The sequence below is a fragment of the Dactylosporangium sp. NPDC005572 genome (assembly GCF_040605515.1).
Taxonomy (GTDB): domain Bacteria; phylum Actinomycetota; class Actinomycetes; order Mycobacteriales; family Micromonosporaceae; genus Dactylosporangium.
Map to the genome: position 1 here is coordinate 1 of NZ_JBEXCY010000202.1, position 21,102 is coordinate 21,102.

Genomic DNA, 21,102 nt, shown 5'->3' on the forward strand with positions numbered 1-21,102 from the left:
CGCACGTCCACAAAGGACAGCTCGGCGGTGTCCGAGCAGCGCCAGCCCATCTTGTCCAACCTCCGGGTGACGCCGAAGCCTTCGGCTACCAGCAGGGCGAAGCCGCCCGGCGTCTGCACGGCGGTCGTGGCGAAGTCGGCCCGGGCGCCGCTGGTGATGTACGTCTTGGCGCCGTTGACGACGTAGTGGTCGCCGTCCCGCTTCGCCGTCGTGCGGATGCCGGCCACGTCGGAGCCGCCGTCCGGCTCGGTGATCGCCAGGCAGCCGATCCTCTCGCCGGCCAGGGTGGGCGTCACGTACCGCTCGATCAGCTCGCGATCGCCGTGGGCGACGATGTGCGGCAGCGCGATGCCGTGCGTGAACAGGGCCGCGACCAGGCCCGACGAGCCGCCGGCCTGAATCAGCTCCTCGGTGACCACGACGGTGTCGAGCAGGTCGCCGCCCGAGCCGCCGACCTCCTCGGGGAAGCCGATGCCGAGCAGGCCCAGCTCGGCGGCCGTGCGGTGCAGCGCGCGGGGCACCTCGCCGGCGTCCTCCCACGCGTTGAGGTGCGGGAGCACCTCGCGGGTGACGAACGCGCGGGTGAGCTCGCGCAGCCGCCGCCGCTCCTCGGTCTCAAATGCATCGATCACGGGAGGTCGACCACCCTGGATCGCAGCCACTCGCCGAGCGCCTTGCCCTGCGGATCGAAGCGGGTGCTGGCCGCGACGCCCTGGCCGAGGATCCCCCGGATCACGAAGTTCACCGCGCGCAGGTTGGGCAGCTCGTACCGCTCGACCGCCAGGTCGCGCGTCTCCGGCAGCAGCTCGCGCAGCTCGTCGGTGCCGAAGCCGCGCAGCCACTCCCACCCGTCCGCATCGCGCGCCCACACGCCGAGGTTGGCGTCGCCGCCCTTGTCGCCCGACCGTGCGCCGAACCGCGTCCCGAACGGCGCTCTGGTCGTCGACGGGCCCCGTGCGCCCGTGGGCGCCTGCCGGGTGACAGTCTCGGCGGTCTCCGGTGGCGGCGGAATCCGCCGGCGCGCCCCGTCGGGCAGGACCGCGACGTGTCCGACGGCCTCCTGAGGGACCAGATGGTGGGAGAAGACCCCGAAAGGCGTGGCGTCGCCGGGCGGAGCGGTCAACGTCAGGCCCGGATAGGACGCCAGTGCCAGCTCCACCGCGGCCTGGGAGAACGCGCGTCCGGCCCGTCGCTGATCCGGGCTTTTCAGGTGTACCGCCAGCAGAGCGCTCGCCGCCTGCTCCTCCGCGGCGTCGGGGTGGTCGGTGCGCGCGAGGACGAACTCCAGCCCGTCGGCGCCGATCGCGTCCTCGAGCTGGGCGCGGACCAGCGCGGCCTTCTCCTCGATCTGGAGGCCGCAGAGCACGAACGTCATGGTGTTGCGGAAGCCGCCGAGCCGGTTCGCGCCGACCTTCAGCGTGGGCGGCGGCGGACTGCCCATGACGCCGTCGACGAGCACCCGGTCGGGGCCCTCCTGGCTGAGCCGGATGGTGTCGAAGTGCGCGACGACGTCCGGCCCGAGGTACTGCGGCGCGCCGATCTCGTAGAGCAGCTGGGCGGTGACGGTCTCGACGGTGACCGCGCCGCCGGTGCCGGGGTGCTTGGTGATCACCGCGCTGCCGTCGCGCCGCACCTCGGCGAGCGGGAAGCCGGGGCGGCGGGCGCCGTCGGGCAGCTCGGTGAAGAAGGCGAAGTTGCCGCCCGTCGCCTGCGCGCCGCACTCCAGGATGTGGCCGGCGACGGTGGCGCCGGCGAGGGCGTCGAGGTCGTCGCGCGTCCAGCCGTAGTGGGCGATGGCCGGCCCGACGACGAGGCTGGCGTCGGTGACGCGGCCGGTGATCACGACGTCGGCGCCCGCCGCGAGGCACTCGGCGATGCCGAACGCGCCCAGGTAGGCGTTCGCGGTCAGCGCCGTCGGGTCCTCGACGCGGTCTCCGGTGACGTGGGCGACCTTGACGTGGGCGACCTTGACGTCGCCGAGCTTCTCGATCGCCGCGGCGAGGCCCGCCGGGTTGAGGCCGCCGGCGTTGGTGACGATCCTGGTGCCCTTGGCGAGGGCCGTCTCGAGGATGCCCTCCAGCTGGCGGAGGAAGGTCTTCGCGTAGCCGGTCGAGGGGTCCTTCATCAGGTCGCGGCCGAGGATGAGCATGGTCAGCTCGGCCAGGTAGTCGCCGGTGAGGACGTCGAGGTCGCCGCCGTCGAGCATCTCCTGCCAGGCGGAGGCGCGGTCGCCGTAGAAGCCGGAGGCGTTGCCGATCCTGATCATCGCTTCGGCTCCCGCTTCGCTCCCGGGGGACCGGCGAACGCCTGCGCGACCGTCGTCCACTCGCGGGCCTCGTCGCCGGTGACCTGGAGGGCGAGGTCGGCCGGGTGACGGCGCTGGGTGACCAGCAGGCAGAAGTCGAGCACGGGGCCGGCGACGCGGTTCGGCGCGTCCTCGGGGCCGAACGTCCACAGGTCGCCGCCGGTGGTCGACAGCTCGACGCGGAACGGCTGCCTCGGCTCGGCGCGGCCGTGCATGACGAAGCTGTGGGCGATCGTGCGGTACCCCAGGAAGACGACGTGCCGCAGCCGGTCCGTGGGTCGCAGGTGCTCCTCGGCGCCGATCGTCTCCGCGATGTCCCGGCCGTGCGCCCAGGTCTCCATCATGCGGCCGGTGGCGCTGGACAGGGGCGACATCGCGACGCCGAACCAGGGCAGCTTCTCCTTTTCTGGGACGTTGCTCAGCGCCTTGACGAGCGCTGCCCGGCCGGCCCGCCACTTCGCGAGGAGCTCGGCCGGCGGGGCGACGCCTTCCGCGGCCGTCTGGTCCACCAGGCGGTAGGGGTCATCGACCTCGCTCAGTTTCGCGATGAACCCCGCCGGGTCGGTGGCCGCGAGCGCGGCGACCGAGTCGGTCCAGTGCAGGTGCGCGATCTGGTGGGCGACCGTCCAGCCCGGCGCCGGGGTCGGGCGGCTCCAGTCCTCGACGGGCAGCGCGCTGACCAGGCGGTCGAGCGCGGCCGACTCCGCTTCCAGGTCGGCGAGCACTTCAGGCAGCGTTGCCATCGGCGGTGTCCCCTTACAGGTGGGTTGCTAGCTGCTGCTTCCAGGTGGCGAGGAGCTGGTTGCGCCGTGGGGTGTCGTCGGTGAGCAGGTTGGCGACACCGAGTCCGCGGAGGAGATCGAGGGTCGCCTGTACCGCCTCGCGGACTCCCGGCTTCGACTCGTCGGCCTGGAGGACCTCGACGGTGAGGCGGTGCATCTCGCGACCGACGCGGGCTTCCAGTGGTACCAGTGCCTCGCGCAACTCCGGGTCGGTGCGCGCGGCGACCCAGAGCTCCAGCGCCGCGACGAACAGCGGCCCGGTGAACGCGGCGGCGAGCAGGTCGATGACCTGGTCGACCCGTTCGGTCCGGGTGAGGCCGGCGGCGAGGTTGGCGGACTCGGCCCGGATCTCCTCCGCGCGCCGCTCGGCGAGGTGCTGCACGGCGGCGAGCACGAGGGCCGCGCGGGTGGGGTAGTGGTGCAGCTGGGCGCCGCGGGAGACACCGGCCCGCTCGGCGATGACGGTGGTGGTGGCGCCGGACCAGCCGTACCGGTACAGGCACTCGACGGTCGCCTCCAGCAGCCGCTGCTGGGTGGCCCGGCTGCGATCCTGCTGCGGCTCCCGCACGGCGGTGGTGACACCGGGCTGCGCACGCTTGGCGGCGGCCCCGCGGATGCGGTGCTCCTCCGGTCCGCGCGTCGTCTCGCTCACCTGCGGCTCCGCTCCGATCTGCCCCCGTCGTCACTTCGCCCAGCTTGCGCCCTGTTGAAACAAACAGTCAAGACTGATTTTTTTCTGGGCGGGCTGAGCCGTCCTTGTTCAGGAACAGCTCAGGGGGTGTCGTGCGGGGTCGTTCCAGCGGGTGCTTCCGACGGCTCGGGTTCTTCCGGAGGGTCTACGGAGGGCGCGGGTCAGACTCGGGCGCGGCGGGCCAGGCGCTCGGGGTCCATGATGATCACGCTCTTGCCGTCGAGGCGGAGCCAGCCGCGGGACGCGAAGTCGGCGAGGGCCTTGTTGACCGTCTCGCGCGAGGCGCCGACGAGCTGGGCCATCTCCTCCTGGGTCAGGTCGTGGTTGACCCGCAGCACACCGCCGTCGCGGGTGCCGAACCGGCCGGCCATCTGCAGCAGCGTCTTCGCCACGCGTCCGGGGACGTCGGTGAAGATCAGGTCGGCCAGCGAGTCGTTGGTGCGGCGCAGCCGGCGGGCCAGCACGCGCAGCAGCTGCTCGGCGATCTCCGGCCGGTTGGTCAGCCAGGGACGCAGGGCCTGCTTGCGCAGCCGGGCCAGGCGCGTGTCGAGCACGGCGGTGGCCGTGGCCGTGCGCGGACCCGGGTCGAACAGCGACAGCTCGCCGACCATGTCACTGGGCCCCATCACGGCGATGAGATTCTGCCGCCCGTCGGCGGCGCGGCGACCGACCTTGATCTTGCCGGACAGCACGATGTACAGGCTGTCACCGGGCTCGCCCTCACTGAAGACGATCTCGCCCTTGCGCAGGTCGATCGTTTCCATCTCTTTGGCGAGGGATTCCGCAGCCTCGGGCTCGACCCCTTGGAAGATGCCGCTCCGTGCCAGTACCTCGTCCATCGCGTCCACCTCGAATCGTCGGCGCTCCACCCGCTCTTGAGCGATCGCGCGAACGCCAGTTTATGCACATGAAGCCGTCCGATGAGCGTCGGGCGGGATGCTGACAGTACCGGGCGACCTGCGCAACCCCTGTTCTGGATTCGGCTCGGTGCGGGGTCGCGAAGGTGCGATATGTTGCCCGGGGCACGGTGATGGCGACCGGCGTATGGGGTGGAGAGATCGCATGACGGTATACGGCGGCCCGTCGCGCTGGCCGGACGAACCGGCCGACGACGACCGGACCGGCTCGAGCACCCCGTCACCGGACCAACCGGCCCGGGGCGCCCAGGGTTACAACAGGCCCTCTTCCTATTCTCCTCCTCCTCCACCACCGGCCGAGGCGACCGGCGCGTTCGGCGCTCAGCCGCCAGGCCCACCGCCGGGCGGCGCCTCCTCGGGCCGGGCCCGGGTGGGCGGCACGAGCGCGTTCGGCAGCGTCCAGCGCGACCCGACTGGCTCCTTCGGCGGCCCCCGCGAGGCCACCGGCTCGGTCTACGGCGGCGCATCCGTTCCGCCGGCCCCACCTTCCGCCGGCCCGGCCTTCGACGGCCCGCCCTCGGGCGGCCGGACGTTCGGCGGCCCGGCTTCGGGTCCCGCTTTCGGCGGCGAGCCGCCGGTCGGCGGGCCGGGCTCCCCCAGAGGGGCCTTCGGCGCGGAGCCGCCAGTTGGCGGGCGCGGCGGCTTCGGTCCGGATGCGGCTGCCGGCGGTCCGGCCTTCGGCGGCGAGCCGCCGGTCGGCGGGCCGGGCTCCCCCCGAGGCGCCTTCGGCGCGCAGCCGCCGGCTGGCGGGCGCGGCGGCTTTGGTCCGGATGCGGCCGCCGGTGGACCGGCCTACGGCGGTGGCTTCGGTGCTGAGCCGCCGGTTGGCGGGCCCGGCACCGGTCGCGGCGGCTTCGAGCCGACCGGCCCCGCCTACGGCCGCGGCGACTCGACCGGGCCCATGTTCGGCCCGGGAGACTCGACCGGCCCGGTGTACGGCCGGGGCGACTCCACCGGCCCCCTCTACGGGCGCGATTCCTCCGCCTTCGGGCAGCGCGGCAATGAGGCGTCCGGACCGCTGTACGGCGGCTCCCGCGACCCCATCCCCGGCCTGGCGCGGCCCGAGGACCTGTACGCGGCCCAGGCGTACCAGCCCGAGGAGCGCGCCGGCCGGCGCAAGCTCCCCCTCCCCGGTGAGGCCCCGCCCGAGGGCCGCGGCGGTCGACGCCGCACCGCGATCCTGCTCGGCGTGGTCGCCGTCCTCGTGGTGGGCGCCGGCACGGCCGGTGCGGCGACCCTGCTCGGCGGCAACGACGATCCGAAGCCGTCCAGCAGTGCGACGTCCGGCCAGCCGCAGGCGGCCGGCGGTACCTCCGGCTCGCCGAACGGATCGCCGGCCGCGGCGGGCGTGCCCGGGCCGGCCGAGGGCATCTCGATGACCGCCACCGGCGACATCGTCATGGGCATGGCGCCCAACGGCCTGCCGCCCGACGGCGGCAAGGGCTTCTTCGAACCGGTCAAGGAGTTCCTGGTCGCCGACTTCCAGATGGGCAACCTGGAGCAGACGCTGACCGACGACACCGGGGTCGGGAAGTGCTCGGCCGAGTCCGCCGGCAAGACCTGTTTCGCCTTCCGGACCCCGCCGTCGTACGTGAACAACCTCAAGGACGCCGGGTTCATGATGATGACGATGGCGAACAACCACGCCTACGACTTCGGCGAACAGGGGTACAAGAACTCCCAGAAGGCCCTCGACGGTGCCGGCATCAAATACACCGGCTGGCCGGGCATGATCTCGGTCGCCGAGGTCAAGGGCGTCAAGATCGCCGTGGTCGGCTTCGCGTCGTACAGGTGGTCGAACCTGTGCAGCGACCTCGACGGTGCGAGCAAGATCATCAAGGAGGCGGCCGGGCAGGCCGACCTGGTCGTCGTCCAGGTGCACCAGGGCGCCGAGGGCTCCGACAAGACCCGCACCAAGCCCGGCACGGAGTACTTCCTCGGCGAGAACCGCTGCGACACGATCGCGTTCGCCCACACGGTCATCGACGCCGGCGCCGACCTGGTCGTCGGCCACGGCCCGCACGTCATGCGGGCGATGGAGTTCTACAAGGGTCGCCTGATCGCCTACAGCCTGGGCAACTTCGCCGGCTACCGGGCCCTGAGCTACAACGGCGTGGTCGGCGTCGGCGGCGTGCTGAAGGTCCAGCTCGCGGGCGACGGCACCTGGAAGAGCGGCTCGCTCACCGCGACCTACATGGTCGCGCCCGGCCTGCCCAAGCCCGACCCGAAGAAGCAGGCCATCCCTATGGTCTCGAACCTCACGAAGCAGGACTTCCCGACCACCGGGCCGAAGATCGCGACGGACGGCACGATCACGCCGCCGGCCGGCGGTTAGCGAGAGGGCGGGTCGCTCGATCGGGCCCGCCGACACGCCGACGTATTGTCGGTGCGTGACCGAGACTGCGCTGGGACTGAAGCGGCGCGCGCGCCGGATGGGGCGCGCGCTCGCGGCGATCCACCCCGACGCGCACTGCGAGCTCGACTTCACCACGCCGCTCGAGCTCGCCGTCGCGACGATCCTCTCGGCCCAGTGCACGGATGAGCGGGTCAACCAGGTGACGCCGAAGCTGTTCGCCCGCTATCCGGACGCGGCCGCGTACGCCGGCGCCGACCGGATGGAGATGGAAGAGCTCATCCGGCCCACCGGCTTCTTCCGGAACAAGACCGACTCACTGATCAAGCTGGGTCAGGCCCTCATCGAACGGCACGACGGGGAGATACCGGGGACGCTCACCGACCTCGTCGCGCTGCCGGGCATCGGGCGCAAGACCGCCAATGTCATCCTCGGCAACGCGTTCGACGTGCCGGGCATCACCGTCGACACCCACTTCCAGCGGCTGACCCAGCGGTGGGCGTGGACCACCGAGTCCGACCCGGTGAAGATCGAGTTCGCCATCGCCGCGCTCATCGAGCCCCGCGACTGGACGATGCTCTCCCACCGCGTGATCTTCCACGGCCGGCGCGTGTGCCACGCCCGCAAACCCGCCTGCGGGGCCTGCACGCTGCGGAAGGACTGCCCGTCGTACGGCATCGGCCCGACCGACGTCGAAACGGCGATCCCCCTGCTCAAGGGCCCGCGCGCGCACGAGCTGGCCGAATTGGCGCTGGCTTCGTGACGCGTTTCTCCGGTGCGGCCACGGTACTGCTGGCAGCCGCGCTGTTCGCCCTGGCCGGCTGCACCGCGGGGATCGACTCGCCCGACCCGGCGCCGACCGCCGCGCCCACCGGCCCCCGCTGCATCGAGCCGCCCGCGTCGCCGGCCGCCTCGGCCGGGTCGCCGTCGTCCGGGCCGGCGCTGCCCGCGATGGCGCTCCAGTGCTTCGTGGGCGGCCGCTGGACGTCGGTCGCCGACCTCGGCGGCGCTCCCACGATCGTGAACCTGTGGGCGTCGTGGTGCGGGCCCTGCAAGACCGAGCTGCCGGTGATCCAGCGCGTCGCGACCGCCGGCGCCGGCAAGGTGCGGGTCGTCGGCATCGTCACCAAGGACCGCCACGAGTGGGCCCAGTCGGTGATCGAGCAGCTGAAACTGACCTTCCCGATGCTCGAGGACCCGGGCCAGCAGTTCGCCATCGCGGCCAGCCCGCTCGTCGACAAGGCCCTGGTCAACCTGCCGGTGACCCTTTTCATCACCGCCGACGGGCGGATCGCGCACGCGTACCAGGGGCCGGCCCTCGACGAGGCCGAGCTGCGCGCGCTCACCCAGCAGCACCTCGGCGTGGCGGTACCGTCATGATCAAAATCGCGAAGGGGGTCTTGTGACCGATCCCGAGCCGCCCGCGGACCTGCCCGGCTGGTTCGAGCCCCTGCTCACGCGGGTGCGCCACGCCGAGGCCGCCGAGTTCACGCGCCTGCCGACGCCCGACGGCGAGGGCCGCCGGCAGAGCGCCGTGCTCATCCTCTTCGGCGAGCAGCCCGAGTCCGGTCCGGACATCCTCGTCCTCCAGCGTGCCGCGACCATGCGCAACCACGCCGGGCAGCCGGCGTTCCCGGGCGGTGCGGTCGACCCCGGCGACGCCGACACGATCGCGTGCGCGCTGCGCGAGGCGGAGGAGGAGGTCGGGCTCGACCCGCGCACCGTCGAGGTCGTCGCGACCCTGCCCACGCTGTGGATTCCGGTGAGTAACTTCCTGGTCACTCCGGTGCTCGCGTGGTGGCGTACGCCACATCCGGTCGGCCCCGCCGACCCGGCCGAGGTGGCCCGGGTCGAGCGCCTGCCGATCCGCGACCTGGTCGACCCGGCGCACCGCCTGCGGCTGCGCCATCCCAGCGGTTGGATCGGTCCGGCGTTTCGGATACACGACATGTTGGTGTGGGGTTTTACCGCCGGCGTGCTGTCTACGCTGCTGGAACTCGGTGGTTGGGCGGTGGACTGGCCGATCGGCCGGGTTGAGGAACTGCCGACACCTGGTGCCGCACCCGTACCCTGAATGCGTGTTTGGCAGCGTGATCGATATCGTCCTCCTGCTCCTCGTGGTGATGTTCGCCATCAACGGCTACCGCCAGGGGTTCCTCGTTGGTCTGCTGTCATTCATCGGGTTCTTCGGCGGCGCCCTGCTCGGCCTGCAGCTGGGGCCGCTGATCGCCGACCAGTTCGATGACGACCCGGTCCGGGTCGTCATCTCGTTGTCCTGCGTGTTCGGCCTGGCCGTAGCCGGTCAGGCGCTGGCGAGCTTCGTGGGCAACCGCATGCGCAGCGCGATCGTTAACCGCAAGGCCCAGGCCGTCGACAACGCCGGCGGCGCCGTGGTGTCGGTCGTCGCGGTCCTGGCCGTGGTCTGGCTGGTCGCCACGCCGCTCAGCGCCTCGTCGCTGCCGTGGCTGGCCCGCGCGGTGAGCAACTCGCTCATCCTCAACGTCGTCGACGACGCGATGCCGGCCCAGGCCGACGCCCTGTCCGAGGCGCTGCGTGACACGGTCGACACGCGCGGTTTCCCGGACGTGTTCGACGGCCTCTCGCCGACCCGGGTCAAGGAGGTCTCCCCGCCCGACCCGAAGCTGGCCGGCTCGGAGGTCGTCAAGAACTCGAAGAAGTCGGTGGTGAAGGTCCTGGGCACCGCCCCGAGCTGCTCCCGCCGCATCGAGGGCTCAGGCTTCGTGTACGCCCCGCAGCGCGTGATGACCAACGCGCACGTGGTGGCCGGCACGAAGAGCGTGAGCGTCGAGGTCAACGGCTCCCAGAAGAAGGCGGTGGTGGTGGCCTACGACCCGGAGCGCGACCTGGCCGTCCTCTACGTCAAGGACCTGAACGCCCCGGTCATGCCCTTCGCCACGAAGAAGGCGGAGTCCAACGCCGACGCGATCGTGATCGGCTACCCGCTCGACGGCCCGTACGACGCCCAGTCGGCCCGCATCCGCGACCACCGCGACATCACCGGCCCCGACATCTACGAGGACGGCAAGGTCACCCGCGAGATCTACACGATCCGCGCCCTGGTCCGCAGCGGCAACTCGGGCGGCCCCCTGGTGGCCACGGACGGCCAGGTCCTGGGCATCATCTTCGCCGCCGCGGCGGACGACCCCCAGACGGGCTTCGCGGTGACGGCCGAGGAGGCCTCGGTGGTAGCCGAAGCAGGCAAAACCCACAACGAACCAACCAACACGGGCAAGTGCGCCTGACCCCACCAACCGCAGAACGCCGCGATGGGACCTCGCCGCGAGGCGCGGCCGGCGGCGCAGGGCGAGGTCAAACCGCACTGAAGGCGGCGGTCGAGCAGGCCTCGCGATAAGGACCGACGAGGTCGGCATGACCCGGAACCCACAGATCGACGATGCATCGGCGGGCGCATTGCACCCAGAAGGTCGCCCGCCGGTCGCCGGGTGCTCTTGATCTAGAAGGTCGCCCGCCGTCGATGCTGCCGACGGTGATGGAGCAGCACCCCGGCGGCCCCACCGACCATGATCAGAACGGTCGCCATCAGCCCGACCGCGACGCTGGACCCGAGCCGCCGCCCGTCCGCCACCGGCTCGGCGAGCACCACCGTCGTCTCCACCGCAGGCAGGGGCGCCGCCCCACCCTCCCGCGGCACGGCAGGCGCACTGGGCAACGGTCCACGCCCACCCGACGGCCCCGGCCGGGGCGGCACGGTCGCCAAGGGATTGGCGACGACCTCGGGCACCCGTTCTTTGAGGGCGGCGACCGGATCCACCTCTCCGAACCCGAACCGATCGTCCCGCCCCTCGGGCCCAAGATCCCGCGCGGTCTCGATCATCCGGTTGACGACGTTGGCCGCACTCATCTGCGGATACCGGGCCCGGATGAGCGAGGCAACCCCGGCAACCAGCGGCGCGGCAAAACTGGTGCCCTGCACCTGCCAGTACCCCCCACCCGGCCGGGCCCCGGTAAGGCTGTCCGCGGGTGCCGTCAACACGGTCTCCGGCCCGGTCAGCGACCCGGCCCACAACACGTCCTTGGTCGAGTTGACGGAAGCCTCCTGCGCCGCCCGATTGAGCCCCGCGACGGCAACGACTCCGGGCTCACGGGCCGGGTACCAGACCTGGTGCACGGACGGATCAGTGGCGATGTTCCCGGTGCAGGCGACGACCACGACATCGGCGGCAGCCGCGAACCGTAACGCCGCCGCAATCGCCTCACTCCGCAGAGCACCCCCGAGGGAGAGGTTGATGACCCCGGCCCCGTGCTCGACCGCCCACCGAATCCCCGCGGCGACAACCTCGGGATCGTCGTACTTGTTCTGCTGGTCAAGCACCCGCACCGGCAGAATCTTCGCCCCGGGCGCAATCCCGACAACCCCGGCACTGTCGGAGTCGCTCCCGGCAATCAACCCGGCAACGGTGGTCCCATGCCCAACCGGATCAACCTGAACAACACTGCCGGCGGCCTCGACCTGCTCCGGATCGGCGACGAGATCAACGCCAGGCAGCACCTGTCCCACCAGGTCCGGATGCAAGGCGTCGACCCCGCTGTCGACGACCGCGACGACAACGCCCTTCCCGGTCGACAGCTTCCAGGCGTCACGCACCTCAAGCGCCGAGAGCTGCCACTGCTCCCGCCGAACCTGATCGGCCTGAGCGACAGCGACACCCCCGACCACGATCACCGCACAGCTCAACGCCGCCGTCAGTCCGACAATCAGGACCCGAACGGCGGCGCGGACGAGGGCGGTGGGCGCGATGCCGACCATTCTGTCCCGAACGGCTCCCCTTGTCAGTCCGCTCCGCCCACCTCGCCGAAGGAACACAAGCACCTCCGTGCCGCCCCCTCTTCAGTCGCGGCCCCGCCTTGGTCGCCGCGGATCACGTGGCTGGGAGGTTGGCCACCTGGATGAGGCGGGTCGGGGCTCGGCGGGTGGTCAGCCAGCCGCGGCCCGGAGGTAAGGGGCCGGGGCGGACGGTGCCGAGCAGCGTGCCCTCGTCGGGGTCGCCGGAGAGTTGGAGGCCCGCCGACGAGAGTTCGCGGAGGCGCTGGAGGACGGGCTCGTACAGGGCTCGCGAAGCGCCGCCCGTGCGGCGGGTCAGGATCAGGTGCAGGCCGATGTCGCGGGCCTGGGCCAGGTACGGCAGCAGCGGCTGCAGCGGGTTCGACGAGCCGGTGGCCACCAGGTCGTAGTCGTCGACCAGGACGAAGCACTCGGCGCCGGTCCACCAGCTGCGGGTGCGCAGCTGGTCCTGGGTGACGTCGGGGCCGGGCAGGCGGCGCTCCATGTAGTCGGCGACCGAGGCGATGAGCCCCTCGGTCTGCTGGGCCGCTGTGCCATACCCGATCAGGTGGTCGGTCTCGATCGCCCCGAGCAGGCTGCGGCGGTAGTCCACCAGCACGATCCGCGCCTCCTCCGGCGCGAACCGGGCGCCGATCGACGTCGCCAAGCTGCGCAGCACCGTCGACTTGCCCGACTCGGCGTCGCCGAACACCAGGAAGTGCGGATCGGCGGCGAGGTCGACGCGGACCGGGCGCAGGTCGCTCTCCGCGATGCCGATCGGCAGGGCCAGGCGGTTCGCCGGGTCGGCGTCGTCGGCGATCGCCGCGAACGGCACGCGCGCCGGCAGGAGCCGCACCCGCGGCGCGCGGGCGCCGGTCCACGCGTCGGAGACCGCGGTGACGAGCTCAGGCGTGTCACCGCTCGCCAGCCGGGGCTGCGCGACCAGGAGGTGCAGGCCCTCCTGCGTGATGCCGCGGCCGGGTGTGCCCTTCGGGACGTTGGCCGCGGCCTTGCGGGACACCAGCGAGTCGATCTCGTCGCCGAGCCGCAGCTCCAGCCGGGAGCCCAGCAGGTCACGCAGCGCGGCCCGGAAGTCCATCCAGCGCGACGCCGAGGCGGCCACGTGAATCCCGTACGACAGGCCGCGCGTCGCGATGTCCGTAATCACGCCCTCCAGGTCCTCGTACTCCCCGTGCACCGTCGACCAGCCGTCGATCACCAGGAACACGTCACCCCACTGGTCGGCCGGCGACGCGGCGCTGGTCCCGGCGGCGCGGCGGCGCCGGTAGGTCGCCATGCTGTCGATGCCCTCGGCCGCGAAGCGGCGCTCGCGGTCGGCGAGCAGCGTCGCCACCTCGCCGACCGTGCGGCGGACCGCGGTCGTGTCGAGGCGGCCGGCCACCCCGCCGACGTGGGGGAGGCTGCGCAGTCCGGCGAGCTGACCGCCACCGAAGTCGAGGCAGTACACCTGGACCTCGGCCGGCGTATGGGCCAGCGCCAGGCCGGCGATCAGCGTGCGTAGGGCGACCGACTTGCCGCTCTGCGTGCCCCCGACGACGGCGACGTGCCCGTCGGCGCCGTCGAGACGCATCCACAGCACGTCGCGGCGCTGCTCCAGCGGCTTGTCCACGAACGCCATCGGCACCCGGAGCGCACCCCGCAGCTCCGGGTCGGCGACGGTGAGCCCGCAGGTCGGGTCGACGACCAGCGGCCCGAGCAGCTCGTGGAGCGGCGCCGAGCCCGACAGCGGCGGCAGCCAGACCTGGTGGGCCGGCGTACCCCGCCCGGCGAGTCGCTCGACGACGATGTCGAGGAGGCTGTCACCGGCCGCCGCCTCGGCGGGCTGCGGGGCGGCGACGGGCTGCGGCGGGGGAGGGACGAACCGGGTGCCGTACTCCAGCACGCGCCGCTCCGCGCCCGCGCTCAGCTGTGCCGACTCCTCGCCGGCCCGGCGATACCGCCCCGACACATACGCCGCCTTGAAGCGCGTCAGCGGCTCGGTGCCCGCCTTCAGGTAGCCGTGGCCGGGGGTGCGCGGCAGCTCGTACGCATCCGGCACGCCGAGCACGGTGCGCGACTCCAGCGACGAGAACGTCCGCAGGCCCAGCCGATAGGAGAGGTGGGTGTCGAGCCCGCGCAGCCGCCCCTCCTCGAGCCGCTGCGAGGCGAGCAGCAGATGCATGCCCAGCGACCGGCCGACCCGGCCGATCTGCACGAACAGGTCGATGAAGTCGGGCTTCGCCTCCAGCAGTTCGCTGAACTCGTCGCAGACGATGAGCAGGGTCGGGAGCGGCCCGAGCGGTGCACCGCCGGCCCGGGCGCGCTCGTAGTCGAGGACCGAGTCGAAGTCGCCGGCCCGCCGCAGCACCTCCTGGCGCCGGACGACCTCGCCGTTGATCGCGTCGGTCATGCGGTCGACGAGCGGCAGCTCCTTGCGCAGGTTGGTGATGAACGCGGCCACGTGCGGCAGCCGGTCCATCCGGGCGAACGTCGCGCCGCCCTTGAAGTCGATCAGCACGAAGTTGAGCGTCTCGGACGAGTGCGTCGCTGCCAGCCCGAGCACGAGCGTGCGCAGCAGCTCCGACTTGCCCGACCCGGTGGCGCCGATCAGCAGGCCGTGCGGGCCCATCCCGTCCTGCGCCGACTCCTTGAGGTCGACGTCGATTGGCTGCCCCTGCTGGCCGATGCCGATCGTGACCCGCAGCCGGTCGCGGTGCGGCCGCGGCGCCCACGCCGCGGCGACGTCCAGCACCCGCGGGTCGCCCAGGCCGAGCAGCTCGGCGAGGTCGACGGGCGCGGCGAGGTCCCGCACGCCGGTCTTGCCCGGGTCGCCGGCCGGCGCGGCCAGCCGCAGCGGCGCGAGCCGGCGGGCGATCGCCTCCGCCTCGGCGACCTCCAGCAGGTCGGGCAGGCCGACCGAGGTGCGCACGTCGGCGGGCTCCGAGTCGGCGGAGACGGTCGTGAGCCGGCTGCCGGAAGGCTCCAGGACGATGGCCGAGCGGTCGAGCAGGCGCGGCGGCGGCCCGTCGAGGTCGATCAGCGTCACGCCGGCGATCCCGCCAGCAGTGTCGAGGTGGCGGCTGCCGGACCGGTCGCCGCCGTCGAGCACGACGACGACGTGCGGCCCGTCCACGCGGTCGGTGCCCGGCTCGCCGTCGAACCGGCCCCGGCCGGCCAGCAGGTCGTCGAGGCGCTCCTCCAGCTCCTTCGCGGACTCGGCGACGAGCCGCACCGGCCCGACCGCGTCGGTGCGGGTCGGATGCTGCGCGTGGGGCAGCCACTTCGCCCACTCCCACAGCGCTCGCCGGTGCGGCGCAGCGCAGACCGCGACGAGCAGATCGCCCGGTGCGTGGAAGGCGACGAGCTGCGCGACCATTGCCCGTACCAAACCTCGTCCCGGATCCAAGGCACCCGTCACCCCCGTCGGTGTCACCAGTTCGGTGGCAGCGTTGCGCACGTGGATCCGGGCGAAGCTGCGCATCGAGATGGCCACCGGCAGACCGGGCACGACCGAGTAGGTGTCGAGGAACCGGCGCAGCGCGGCCGCGGTGGTCGGCTCCAGCTCGTCGGGCGGCCGGGCCGGCGGCGGGATCAGGGGCGTGGCCAGGGTCTGCGGCCCGGCTGCGACGCGCACGACGGCGAAGTCGCCGTCCGCCGGCCGCCGCTCCCACAACCGGAAGCTGTCCACGGTGGACCACAGCGAGTGCGGGTCGGGATGGCGGTAATGCAGCCCGGTGCGCTGCTTGGTCGCGGTCTCGCGGACCCGGCCGCGCAGGGCGGCGAGCTGTCGCAGGTAGTCGCGGCGGGCCGCCGTCATCTCGGACCGGCGCGCGCCGCCCGTGCCGCCGGTGAGCAGCATGCCCAGCGTGGAGAAGCCGAAGATCGCGCCGACGACATACGAATACGTGCCGCCGTCGCGGCCCGCGAACAGGAACGCCGTCGCGATCGTGCCGGTGAGCATCGGCACCACCTGCATCAGCTGCTGCCAGCGCGACACCGGCGCCTGCGGAACCTCCGGAGGCGCGGGCACCGGCAGCTCGCCGCTCGGGATCTCCGGGGCGGGGCGCCGTGGCGACCGATTGATGACGACCGTGCTCACGCGGGGAACTCTATGGGCCGGGTCCGACAATTTTCGGGCCCGGTTCTCAAATGGTGAGGATTTGGCTACTTGACGTGAGATAGACGGCGGTCGGGGCGACAGGGATCGGATCGACGTGGTACCTCTAGGCCATGACCGCGGTGGCCGGCCTGGCCCGCGTGACGATCAACGCTCCGCAGCGGCGCATCGACGTCACGCTCCCCGATGCTGTACCGCTGGCTGAACTGCTTCCCGACCTGCTCCGGCACGCGGGCCAGGGCCTCGCCGACGACGGGGAGCGGCACGGCGGATGGCTGCTGCGCCGCGCCGACGGCACCACCCTGTCGGCGGCCGTCGGGCTGGCCACGCAGGGCATCCGCGACGGCACCGTGCTGCACCTCGTGCCGGCCCGGTCCGGCTGGCCGGAGCTCGAGTTCGACGACATGGTCGAGGCCATCGCCGCGGCTGCCCGGCGACAGGGCGCGCCGTGGAGCCCGGCGGCCACCCGCGCCACCGCGCTCGCGGCGGGCGGTGCCGGCCTGGCCGTCGCGCTCCTCGCCACGATGCGCTTCGACGTTCCCGCCGTCGCCGCCGTGGCCGCGACGGTGCTGGTCCTGGCGGGAGCGGTCGCGTCCCGGGCGTATGGCGACGCGGAGATCGGCGCGGTCGTCGCCGCCTACGGGATGCCGTTCGCGGCGGTCGCCGGCTGGCTGTCCGGGCCCGCGCCGGGCACGGCGGCCGGGCACGCCCTCGTCGGCGGGGCCGCGCTGCTCCTGGCGGCGGTCGCCGGCGCAATCGCGGCCGCGCACTTCCTGAGACTCTTCGCCGCGGGAGCGGCGGTCGGCATCCTCGGCACCGCCGGGGCAGGGCTCGCGATGCTGACCCGGCCCGCGGCCGGCGCCGCCGTCGTGCTGGCGTTCGTCGTCCCGGGGGTGGCTGCCGTGCCGCTGCTGGCCATCCGGCTCGGCCGGCTGCCGGTCCCGATCGCCGCGCTGCCCGCCGACCTGGCCGGCGGCGGGCGGATGTCGGGCGGGGCGGAGCGGGCGCGGGTGTTCGCCGCGGTGGCGCGGGCCGACGAGATGCTCGCCGGGCTGCTGATCGGGTGGGCGGTCGCGACCGGGGGAGCGGCGTTGGTGCTGGCCCGCTCCGGGGACGTGTCCGGGATGGTCCTGGTCGGCGTCGCGGCCCTCGCCATGCTCCTGCGGGTGCAGACGTTCGTGACGGTGCGGCACCGATTACCGCTGATCGGTGCCGGGCTGGCGGGACTCGCCGCGCTGGCGGTGTTCGCGCCGGGGCCGCTCGGGGGTGGGACTGTGTTCGCCGCCGGTGTCGCGGTGGCCGGCCTCGTCACCGTGGTTGCGGGGGCGCGGGCGGCGATCCGCCAACCGTCGCCGTACGTCAGCCGCGCCGCCGACCTGCTCGACATCCTCTGCGTCGTGTCCGTGGTGCCGCTGGCGTGCGCCGTGCTCGGCCTCTACGGCCTGCTGACCTGACGGACAAAAGAGCATGAGAGAAAAAACAGGCCGGGCCGCTGTGGGCCCGGCCGGTTCGGAGATTGCTCGATTACTCGATCGGGCGGGCGATCGGGGCGACGCCCGGGTCGTGGTAGGTGCCGGCGGCGATCGCCTCCTGGTAGCGGCGCCGGGACTCGACGATCTCCGCCTCGGCCTCGACGCGGCCGACCCAGGTGGCGCCCTCGACGCTCTTGCCGGGCTCCAGGTCCTTGTACACCTCGAAGAAGTGCTGGATCTCCAGCCGGTCGAACTCGCCGAGGTGGTGGATGTCGCGGAGGTGTTCCAGTCGCGGGTCGTCGGCCGGGACGCACAGGACCTTGTCGTCGCCGCCCTTCTCGTCGGTCATGCGGAACATGCCGATGGCCCGGGAGCGGATCAGGCAGCCGGGGAAGGTCGGGGCCTGGACCAGCACGAGCGCGTCCAGGGGGTCCTCGTCCTGGCCGAGTGTGCCCTCGATGTAGCCGTAGTCGGCCGGGTACTGCGTGGAGGTGAACAGCGTCCGGTCCAGCCGGATGCGGCCCGTGGCATGGTCAACCTCATACTTGTTGCGTTGACCCTTCGGGATTTCGACCGTGACGTCGAAGTCCATCTGATGACTCCTCACCCTCGCACCGCTGCGCCGACCACTAGTCTCGCGTACAGCACCGAGGCGTGAAACGGGGAGGGTCGGGTGGGGAGGGAAACACCACAGGGCGGCGGCCGCGCCGGCGTCATCACGAGCATCGTCGTGGTGGTCGTCGCGCTCGTCGCCGCGCTGAGCGCTGTCCTGGCCGGGCCGGGCATCGTCCGGGCGTTCGGCGCGGGCGGGGGACAGTCGACCGCGTGGGAGCCCGGCAAAACGCCCGAAGTGCCCCCCGCGGTACTGACGGCGATGGACACCCAGGCGCCGATGCCGACCCAGGCGTCGCTCGCGGCCACGCTCGGCCCGCTGCTGGCGGCGCCCGCGCTGGGCCCGCACATCACCGCCTCGGTGGTCGATGTGGCCACCGGGCAGGTGTTGTACTCCTCCGAGCCCGACGCCGCCATGACGCCCGCGTCGACGACGAAGGTGGTCACCGCGGCGGCGGCGCTCGGCGCGCGAGGCCCGGCGTACCGGATCACCACGCGCGTCGTCCAGGGCGCGCAGCCGGGGGAGGTCGTGATCATCGCGGCGGGCGACCCGACCCTGGGCGTCTTCCCGACCGCGTACTACCCCGGCGCGCCCCGCCTGGACAACCTCGCGGCGCAGGTCAAGGAGGCGCTGGGTGACACGCCGCCGACGCGCGTGATCTACGACCAGTCGCTGTACTCCGGGCCGGGCGTGGGGCAGGGCTGGGACGACGACGCAATCACCAACGGCTCGGGCGCCCTGATCACGGCGCTGATGACCGAGGGCGGCCGGACCAAGGCGGAGAAGTACAGCGGCCGCTACGCGCAGCCGGACGTGCAGGCCGCGCAGCAGTTCGCCCGGCTGCTCGGGCTGCCGAACAGTGCGGTCGCCGCCGGCACGGCCCCGCAGGGCGCCAGGGAGCTCGGCAAGGTCGAGTCCCCGCCGATGGTGCGGATGGTCGAGTTCATGCTCCAGGAGAGCGACAACGTGCTCGCCGACGCGCTCGCCCGCCAGGTGGCGATCGCGAAGGGGCAGCCGGCGTCGTTCGAGGGCGGCGCCGCCGCGATGAAGATGGTCCTGGAGGAGCTCAACCTGCCCGTCACCGGCTACGGCCTGGTCGACGGCAGCGGCTTCTCGCGCGACGACCGCCTCTCCCCGGCGCTGCTCACCAGCATCCTGGCGATGGCCGCCCGGGCCGACCGCGCCGACCTGCACGGGATCTTCAGCGGCCTGCCCGTCGCGGGGTACAGCGGCACCCTCGCCTCCCGCTATGTCAAGGCCGGGGAAGGCGCCGCCGCGGCCGGCCTGGTGCGGGCGAAGACCGGGACGCTGACGGGGGTCAACTCGCTCACCGGGATCGTCGTGGACGCCGACGGCCGCACGCTCGCGTTCGCGTTCATGGCCGACCAGACGACCAACGGCGGCCAGGCCGTGATCGCCCTCGACAAGGTGGCCGCGGCGCTCGCGGCCTGCGGTTGTAGATGACGCGACTGCGGAGCGTCATCAGGGTTTACTCGGGGTAGCGGAGTCCGCCGCCGGTGGTCCGACGCGGGTACGGTTGGTTCATGGCGCAGTTCGTCGATTGGGACCTGGCCGCAGCGACCGCAGGGGCGTTGGGCAAGAGTGGCCCCGCCGTTTCCTACGAAGAAGCCGCCGCCGCCGTCGCCGACCTGCGGGGTCTGGCCGACGAGGCGGCCGACCACGTCACGGCCTTCACCGGTCTCCGCGCCATGGTCCAAGGACCGCCGGTGCGGGTCGTCGACCGGCGCGACTGGGCCGCCATCAACATCGAGGGCCTCCGGCAGGTCATCCAACCCCTCGCGGAGCGGCTGGCGGGCGGCAAGCAGCCGGGTGCGGTTGTCGGCGCCATCGGCTCCCGGTTCACGGGCGTGCAGGCGGGCACCGTCCTGGCCTACCTGTCGGGGAAGGTCCTCGGGCAGTATGAGGTCTTCTCCGCCGACCCCGGCCAGCTGTTGCTCGTCGCCCCGAACATCGTCGAGGCCGAGCGGAAGCTCAACGCCGACTCGCGGGACTTCCGCCTGTGGGTGTGCCTCCACGAGGTGACCCACCGGGTGCAGTTCACGGCGGTCCCCTGGATGCGGGGGTACTTCCTGGGCGAGGTCGGCGCCTTCGTCGACGCCTCGCAGCTCAACCAGGACCAGCTCGCCGAGCGCGTCCGCCGCGGCATCGGCGCCCTCGCCGACGTGGTCCGCGACCCCGACAGCCGGGTGTCGGTCCTCGACCTGGTGCAGACCCCCGGGCAGAAGGCCGTGCTCGACCGGCTCACGGCGCTCATGACGGTGCTGGAGGGGCACGCCGAGTTCGTCATGGACGGCGTCGGCCCCGAGGTGATCCCGAGCGTCGAGGAGATCCGCGCCAAGTTCAACCGCCGCCGCGAGGCCGCCAACCCGCTCGACCGCGTCCTGCGCAAGCTGCTCGGCGTCGACGTCAAGCTCCGGCAGTATGCGGAGGGTCGCAAGTTCGTGCACGCCGTCGTCGAGCGGGTCGGCATGGACGGGTTCAACAAGATCTGGCAGTCGCCGCTCACCATCCCGCGCCTCGACGAGCTGGGCGACCCCGAGGCCTGGATCGTCCGCGTCCTGGGCTCCAGCGCACTGACCCGGCCGGCGCCGATGCGGCCCGCGCCCGTGGCGGCCGCCGCGCCGGTCGCCGAGGTGCCGCCCGCGCCGGTGCCGACCGTGCCCGAGCCGGTCGACGAGGCCCCTGCGGAGGCCGGCGTCGCCGAGACGACCGAGGTGGCCGGCCTGGCGCCGGCCGAGGTGGTCGCGGACGTCGAGCCCGCCGCCGAGGCGTCGGCACCGGTCGCCGTCGAGCCGGCCGGTCCGCCCGTCGATGAGGCCCCGCCGGCGGAGGTCGAGCCGTTATCCGAGCCCGCCGCGGAGGCCGGTGCTGAGGGTGACGGCGGCGAGGCTGTTGTCGAGCCCGCCGTGGAGGCGGCCGCGGCCGACGCCGGGGAGGTGCCGGAGCCCGTCGGGGCGTTCGACGAGGGCATCTCGGCGCAGGCCGGCCACGCCTCCGACAGTGAGGCCGGAGACGGCGAGCGGCCGG

15 protein-coding genes and 1 pseudogene are annotated in these 21,102 nt (G+C 73.0%); 8 read left to right on the top strand and 8 right to left on the bottom strand.

Features of this window, described 5'->3' with window-relative positions:
- The 5 genes from ABZS66_RS49780 to ABZS66_RS49800 all read right to left on the bottom strand — a co-directional run.
- A partial coding sequence (locus ABZS66_RS49780) for an acyl-CoA dehydrogenase family protein (RefSeq protein WP_354770086.1) occupies positions 1 to 629 on the bottom strand: 629 nt, incomplete at its 3' end.
- Entirely contained in the window at positions 629 to 2,266 is a 1,638-nt protein-coding gene (locus ABZS66_RS49785; protein ID WP_354770087.1) for an acyclic terpene utilization AtuA family protein, read from the bottom strand. The genes ABZS66_RS49785 and ABZS66_RS49780, both read right to left, overlap by 1 nt.
- A complete protein-coding gene (locus tag ABZS66_RS49790; RefSeq protein WP_354770088.1) occupies positions 2,263 to 3,048 on the bottom strand; it encodes a TIGR03084 family metal-binding protein in 786 nt (261 codons plus the stop codon). The genes ABZS66_RS49785 and ABZS66_RS49790 overlap by 4 nt, the downstream gene beginning before the upstream one ends.
- Positions 3,049 to 3,061: 13 nt before the next feature.
- Positions 3,062 to 3,703: a TetR/AcrR family transcriptional regulator gene (locus ABZS66_RS49795; protein WP_354770098.1), complete on the bottom strand. Its 642-nt coding sequence runs from the start codon at positions 3,701 to 3,703 to the stop codon at positions 3,062 to 3,064.
- A gap of 236 nt (positions 3,704 to 3,939) precedes the next feature.
- Positions 3,940 to 4,617 (bottom strand): Crp/Fnr family transcriptional regulator, encoded by a 678-nt coding sequence (locus ABZS66_RS49800; RefSeq protein WP_190251286.1) that lies wholly within the window; start codon positions 4,615 to 4,617, stop codon positions 3,940 to 3,942.
- Positions 4,618 to 4,840: 223 nt separating this feature from the next.
- Here ABZS66_RS49800 and ABZS66_RS49805 point away from each other — a divergent pair, with 223 nt between their 5' ends.
- The 5 genes from ABZS66_RS49805 (at position 4,841) to ABZS66_RS49825 (ending at position 10,311) form a co-directional block, all read left to right on the top strand.
- Entirely contained in the window at positions 4,841 to 7,030 is a 2,190-nt protein-coding gene (locus ABZS66_RS49805; RefSeq protein WP_354770089.1) for a CapA family protein, read from the top strand.
- A gap of 97 nt (positions 7,031 to 7,127) precedes the next feature.
- Positions 7,128 to 7,811, top strand: coding sequence for an endonuclease III (gene nth, locus ABZS66_RS49810; RefSeq protein ID WP_354770099.1), 684 nt, complete (start codon positions 7,128 to 7,130; stop codon positions 7,809 to 7,811).
- Positions 7,808 to 8,428, top strand: coding sequence for a TlpA disulfide reductase family protein (locus ABZS66_RS49815; RefSeq protein WP_354770090.1), 621 nt, complete (start codon positions 7,808 to 7,810; stop codon positions 8,426 to 8,428). The genes nth and ABZS66_RS49815 overlap by 4 nt, the downstream gene beginning before the upstream one ends.
- A 22-nt stretch (positions 8,429 to 8,450) precedes the next feature.
- Positions 8,451 to 9,122: a CoA pyrophosphatase gene (locus ABZS66_RS49820; protein WP_354770091.1), complete on the top strand. Its 672-nt coding sequence runs from the start codon at positions 8,451 to 8,453 to the stop codon at positions 9,120 to 9,122.
- 4 nt (positions 9,123 to 9,126) lie between these two features.
- Positions 9,127 to 10,311: a MarP family serine protease gene (locus ABZS66_RS49825; RefSeq protein WP_354770092.1), complete on the top strand. Its 1,185-nt coding sequence runs from the start codon at positions 9,127 to 9,129 to the stop codon at positions 10,309 to 10,311.
- Between the two features lie 212 nt (positions 10,312 to 10,523).
- Here the strand turns inward: ABZS66_RS49825 and mycP are convergent, their stop codons facing one another.
- Positions 10,524 to 11,837 carry a type VII secretion-associated serine protease mycosin gene (gene mycP, locus ABZS66_RS49830; RefSeq protein WP_354770093.1) on the bottom strand — a complete coding sequence of 438 codons (1,314 nt, stop codon included), beginning with the start codon at positions 11,835 to 11,837 and terminating at the stop codon, positions 10,524 to 10,526.
- 112 nt (positions 11,838 to 11,949) lie between these two features.
- The gene (gene eccCa / locus ABZS66_RS49835; RefSeq protein ID WP_354770094.1) at positions 11,950 to 15,951 is read right to left on the bottom strand and encodes a type VII secretion protein EccCa; all 4,002 of its coding nucleotides are present in this window, start codon (positions 15,949 to 15,951) and stop codon (positions 11,950 to 11,952) included.
- Between the two features lie 131 nt (positions 15,952 to 16,082).
- Between eccCa and eccD the strand changes: the two genes are divergently transcribed.
- Entirely contained in the window at positions 16,083 to 17,423 is a 1,341-nt protein-coding gene (gene eccD, locus ABZS66_RS49840) for a type VII secretion integral membrane protein EccD (protein WP_354770095.1), read from the top strand.
- A 70-nt stretch (positions 17,424 to 17,493) separates the two neighbouring features.
- Here eccD and ABZS66_RS49845 read toward each other — a convergent pair whose 3' ends face one another.
- Entirely contained in the window at positions 17,494 to 18,033 is a 540-nt protein-coding gene (locus ABZS66_RS49845; RefSeq protein WP_354770096.1) for an inorganic diphosphatase, read from the bottom strand.
- 81 nt (positions 18,034 to 18,114) lie between these two features.
- On the opposite strand from ABZS66_RS49845, the gene dacB reads away from it, so the two are divergent.
- Together dacB and ABZS66_RS49855 are read left to right on the top strand one after the other, a co-directional pair.
- Positions 18,115 to 19,518 (top strand): D-alanyl-D-alanine carboxypeptidase/D-alanyl-D-alanine-endopeptidase, encoded by a 1,404-nt coding sequence (dacB, locus tag ABZS66_RS49850; RefSeq protein WP_354770097.1) that lies wholly within the window; start codon positions 18,115 to 18,117, stop codon positions 19,516 to 19,518.
- 80 nt (positions 19,519 to 19,598) lie between these two features.
- A pseudogene (locus ABZS66_RS49855) lies at positions 19,599 to 20,633 on the top strand (zinc-dependent metalloprotease); the annotation flags it as partial.
- Between the last annotated feature and the right edge of the window lie 469 nt (positions 20,634 to 21,102).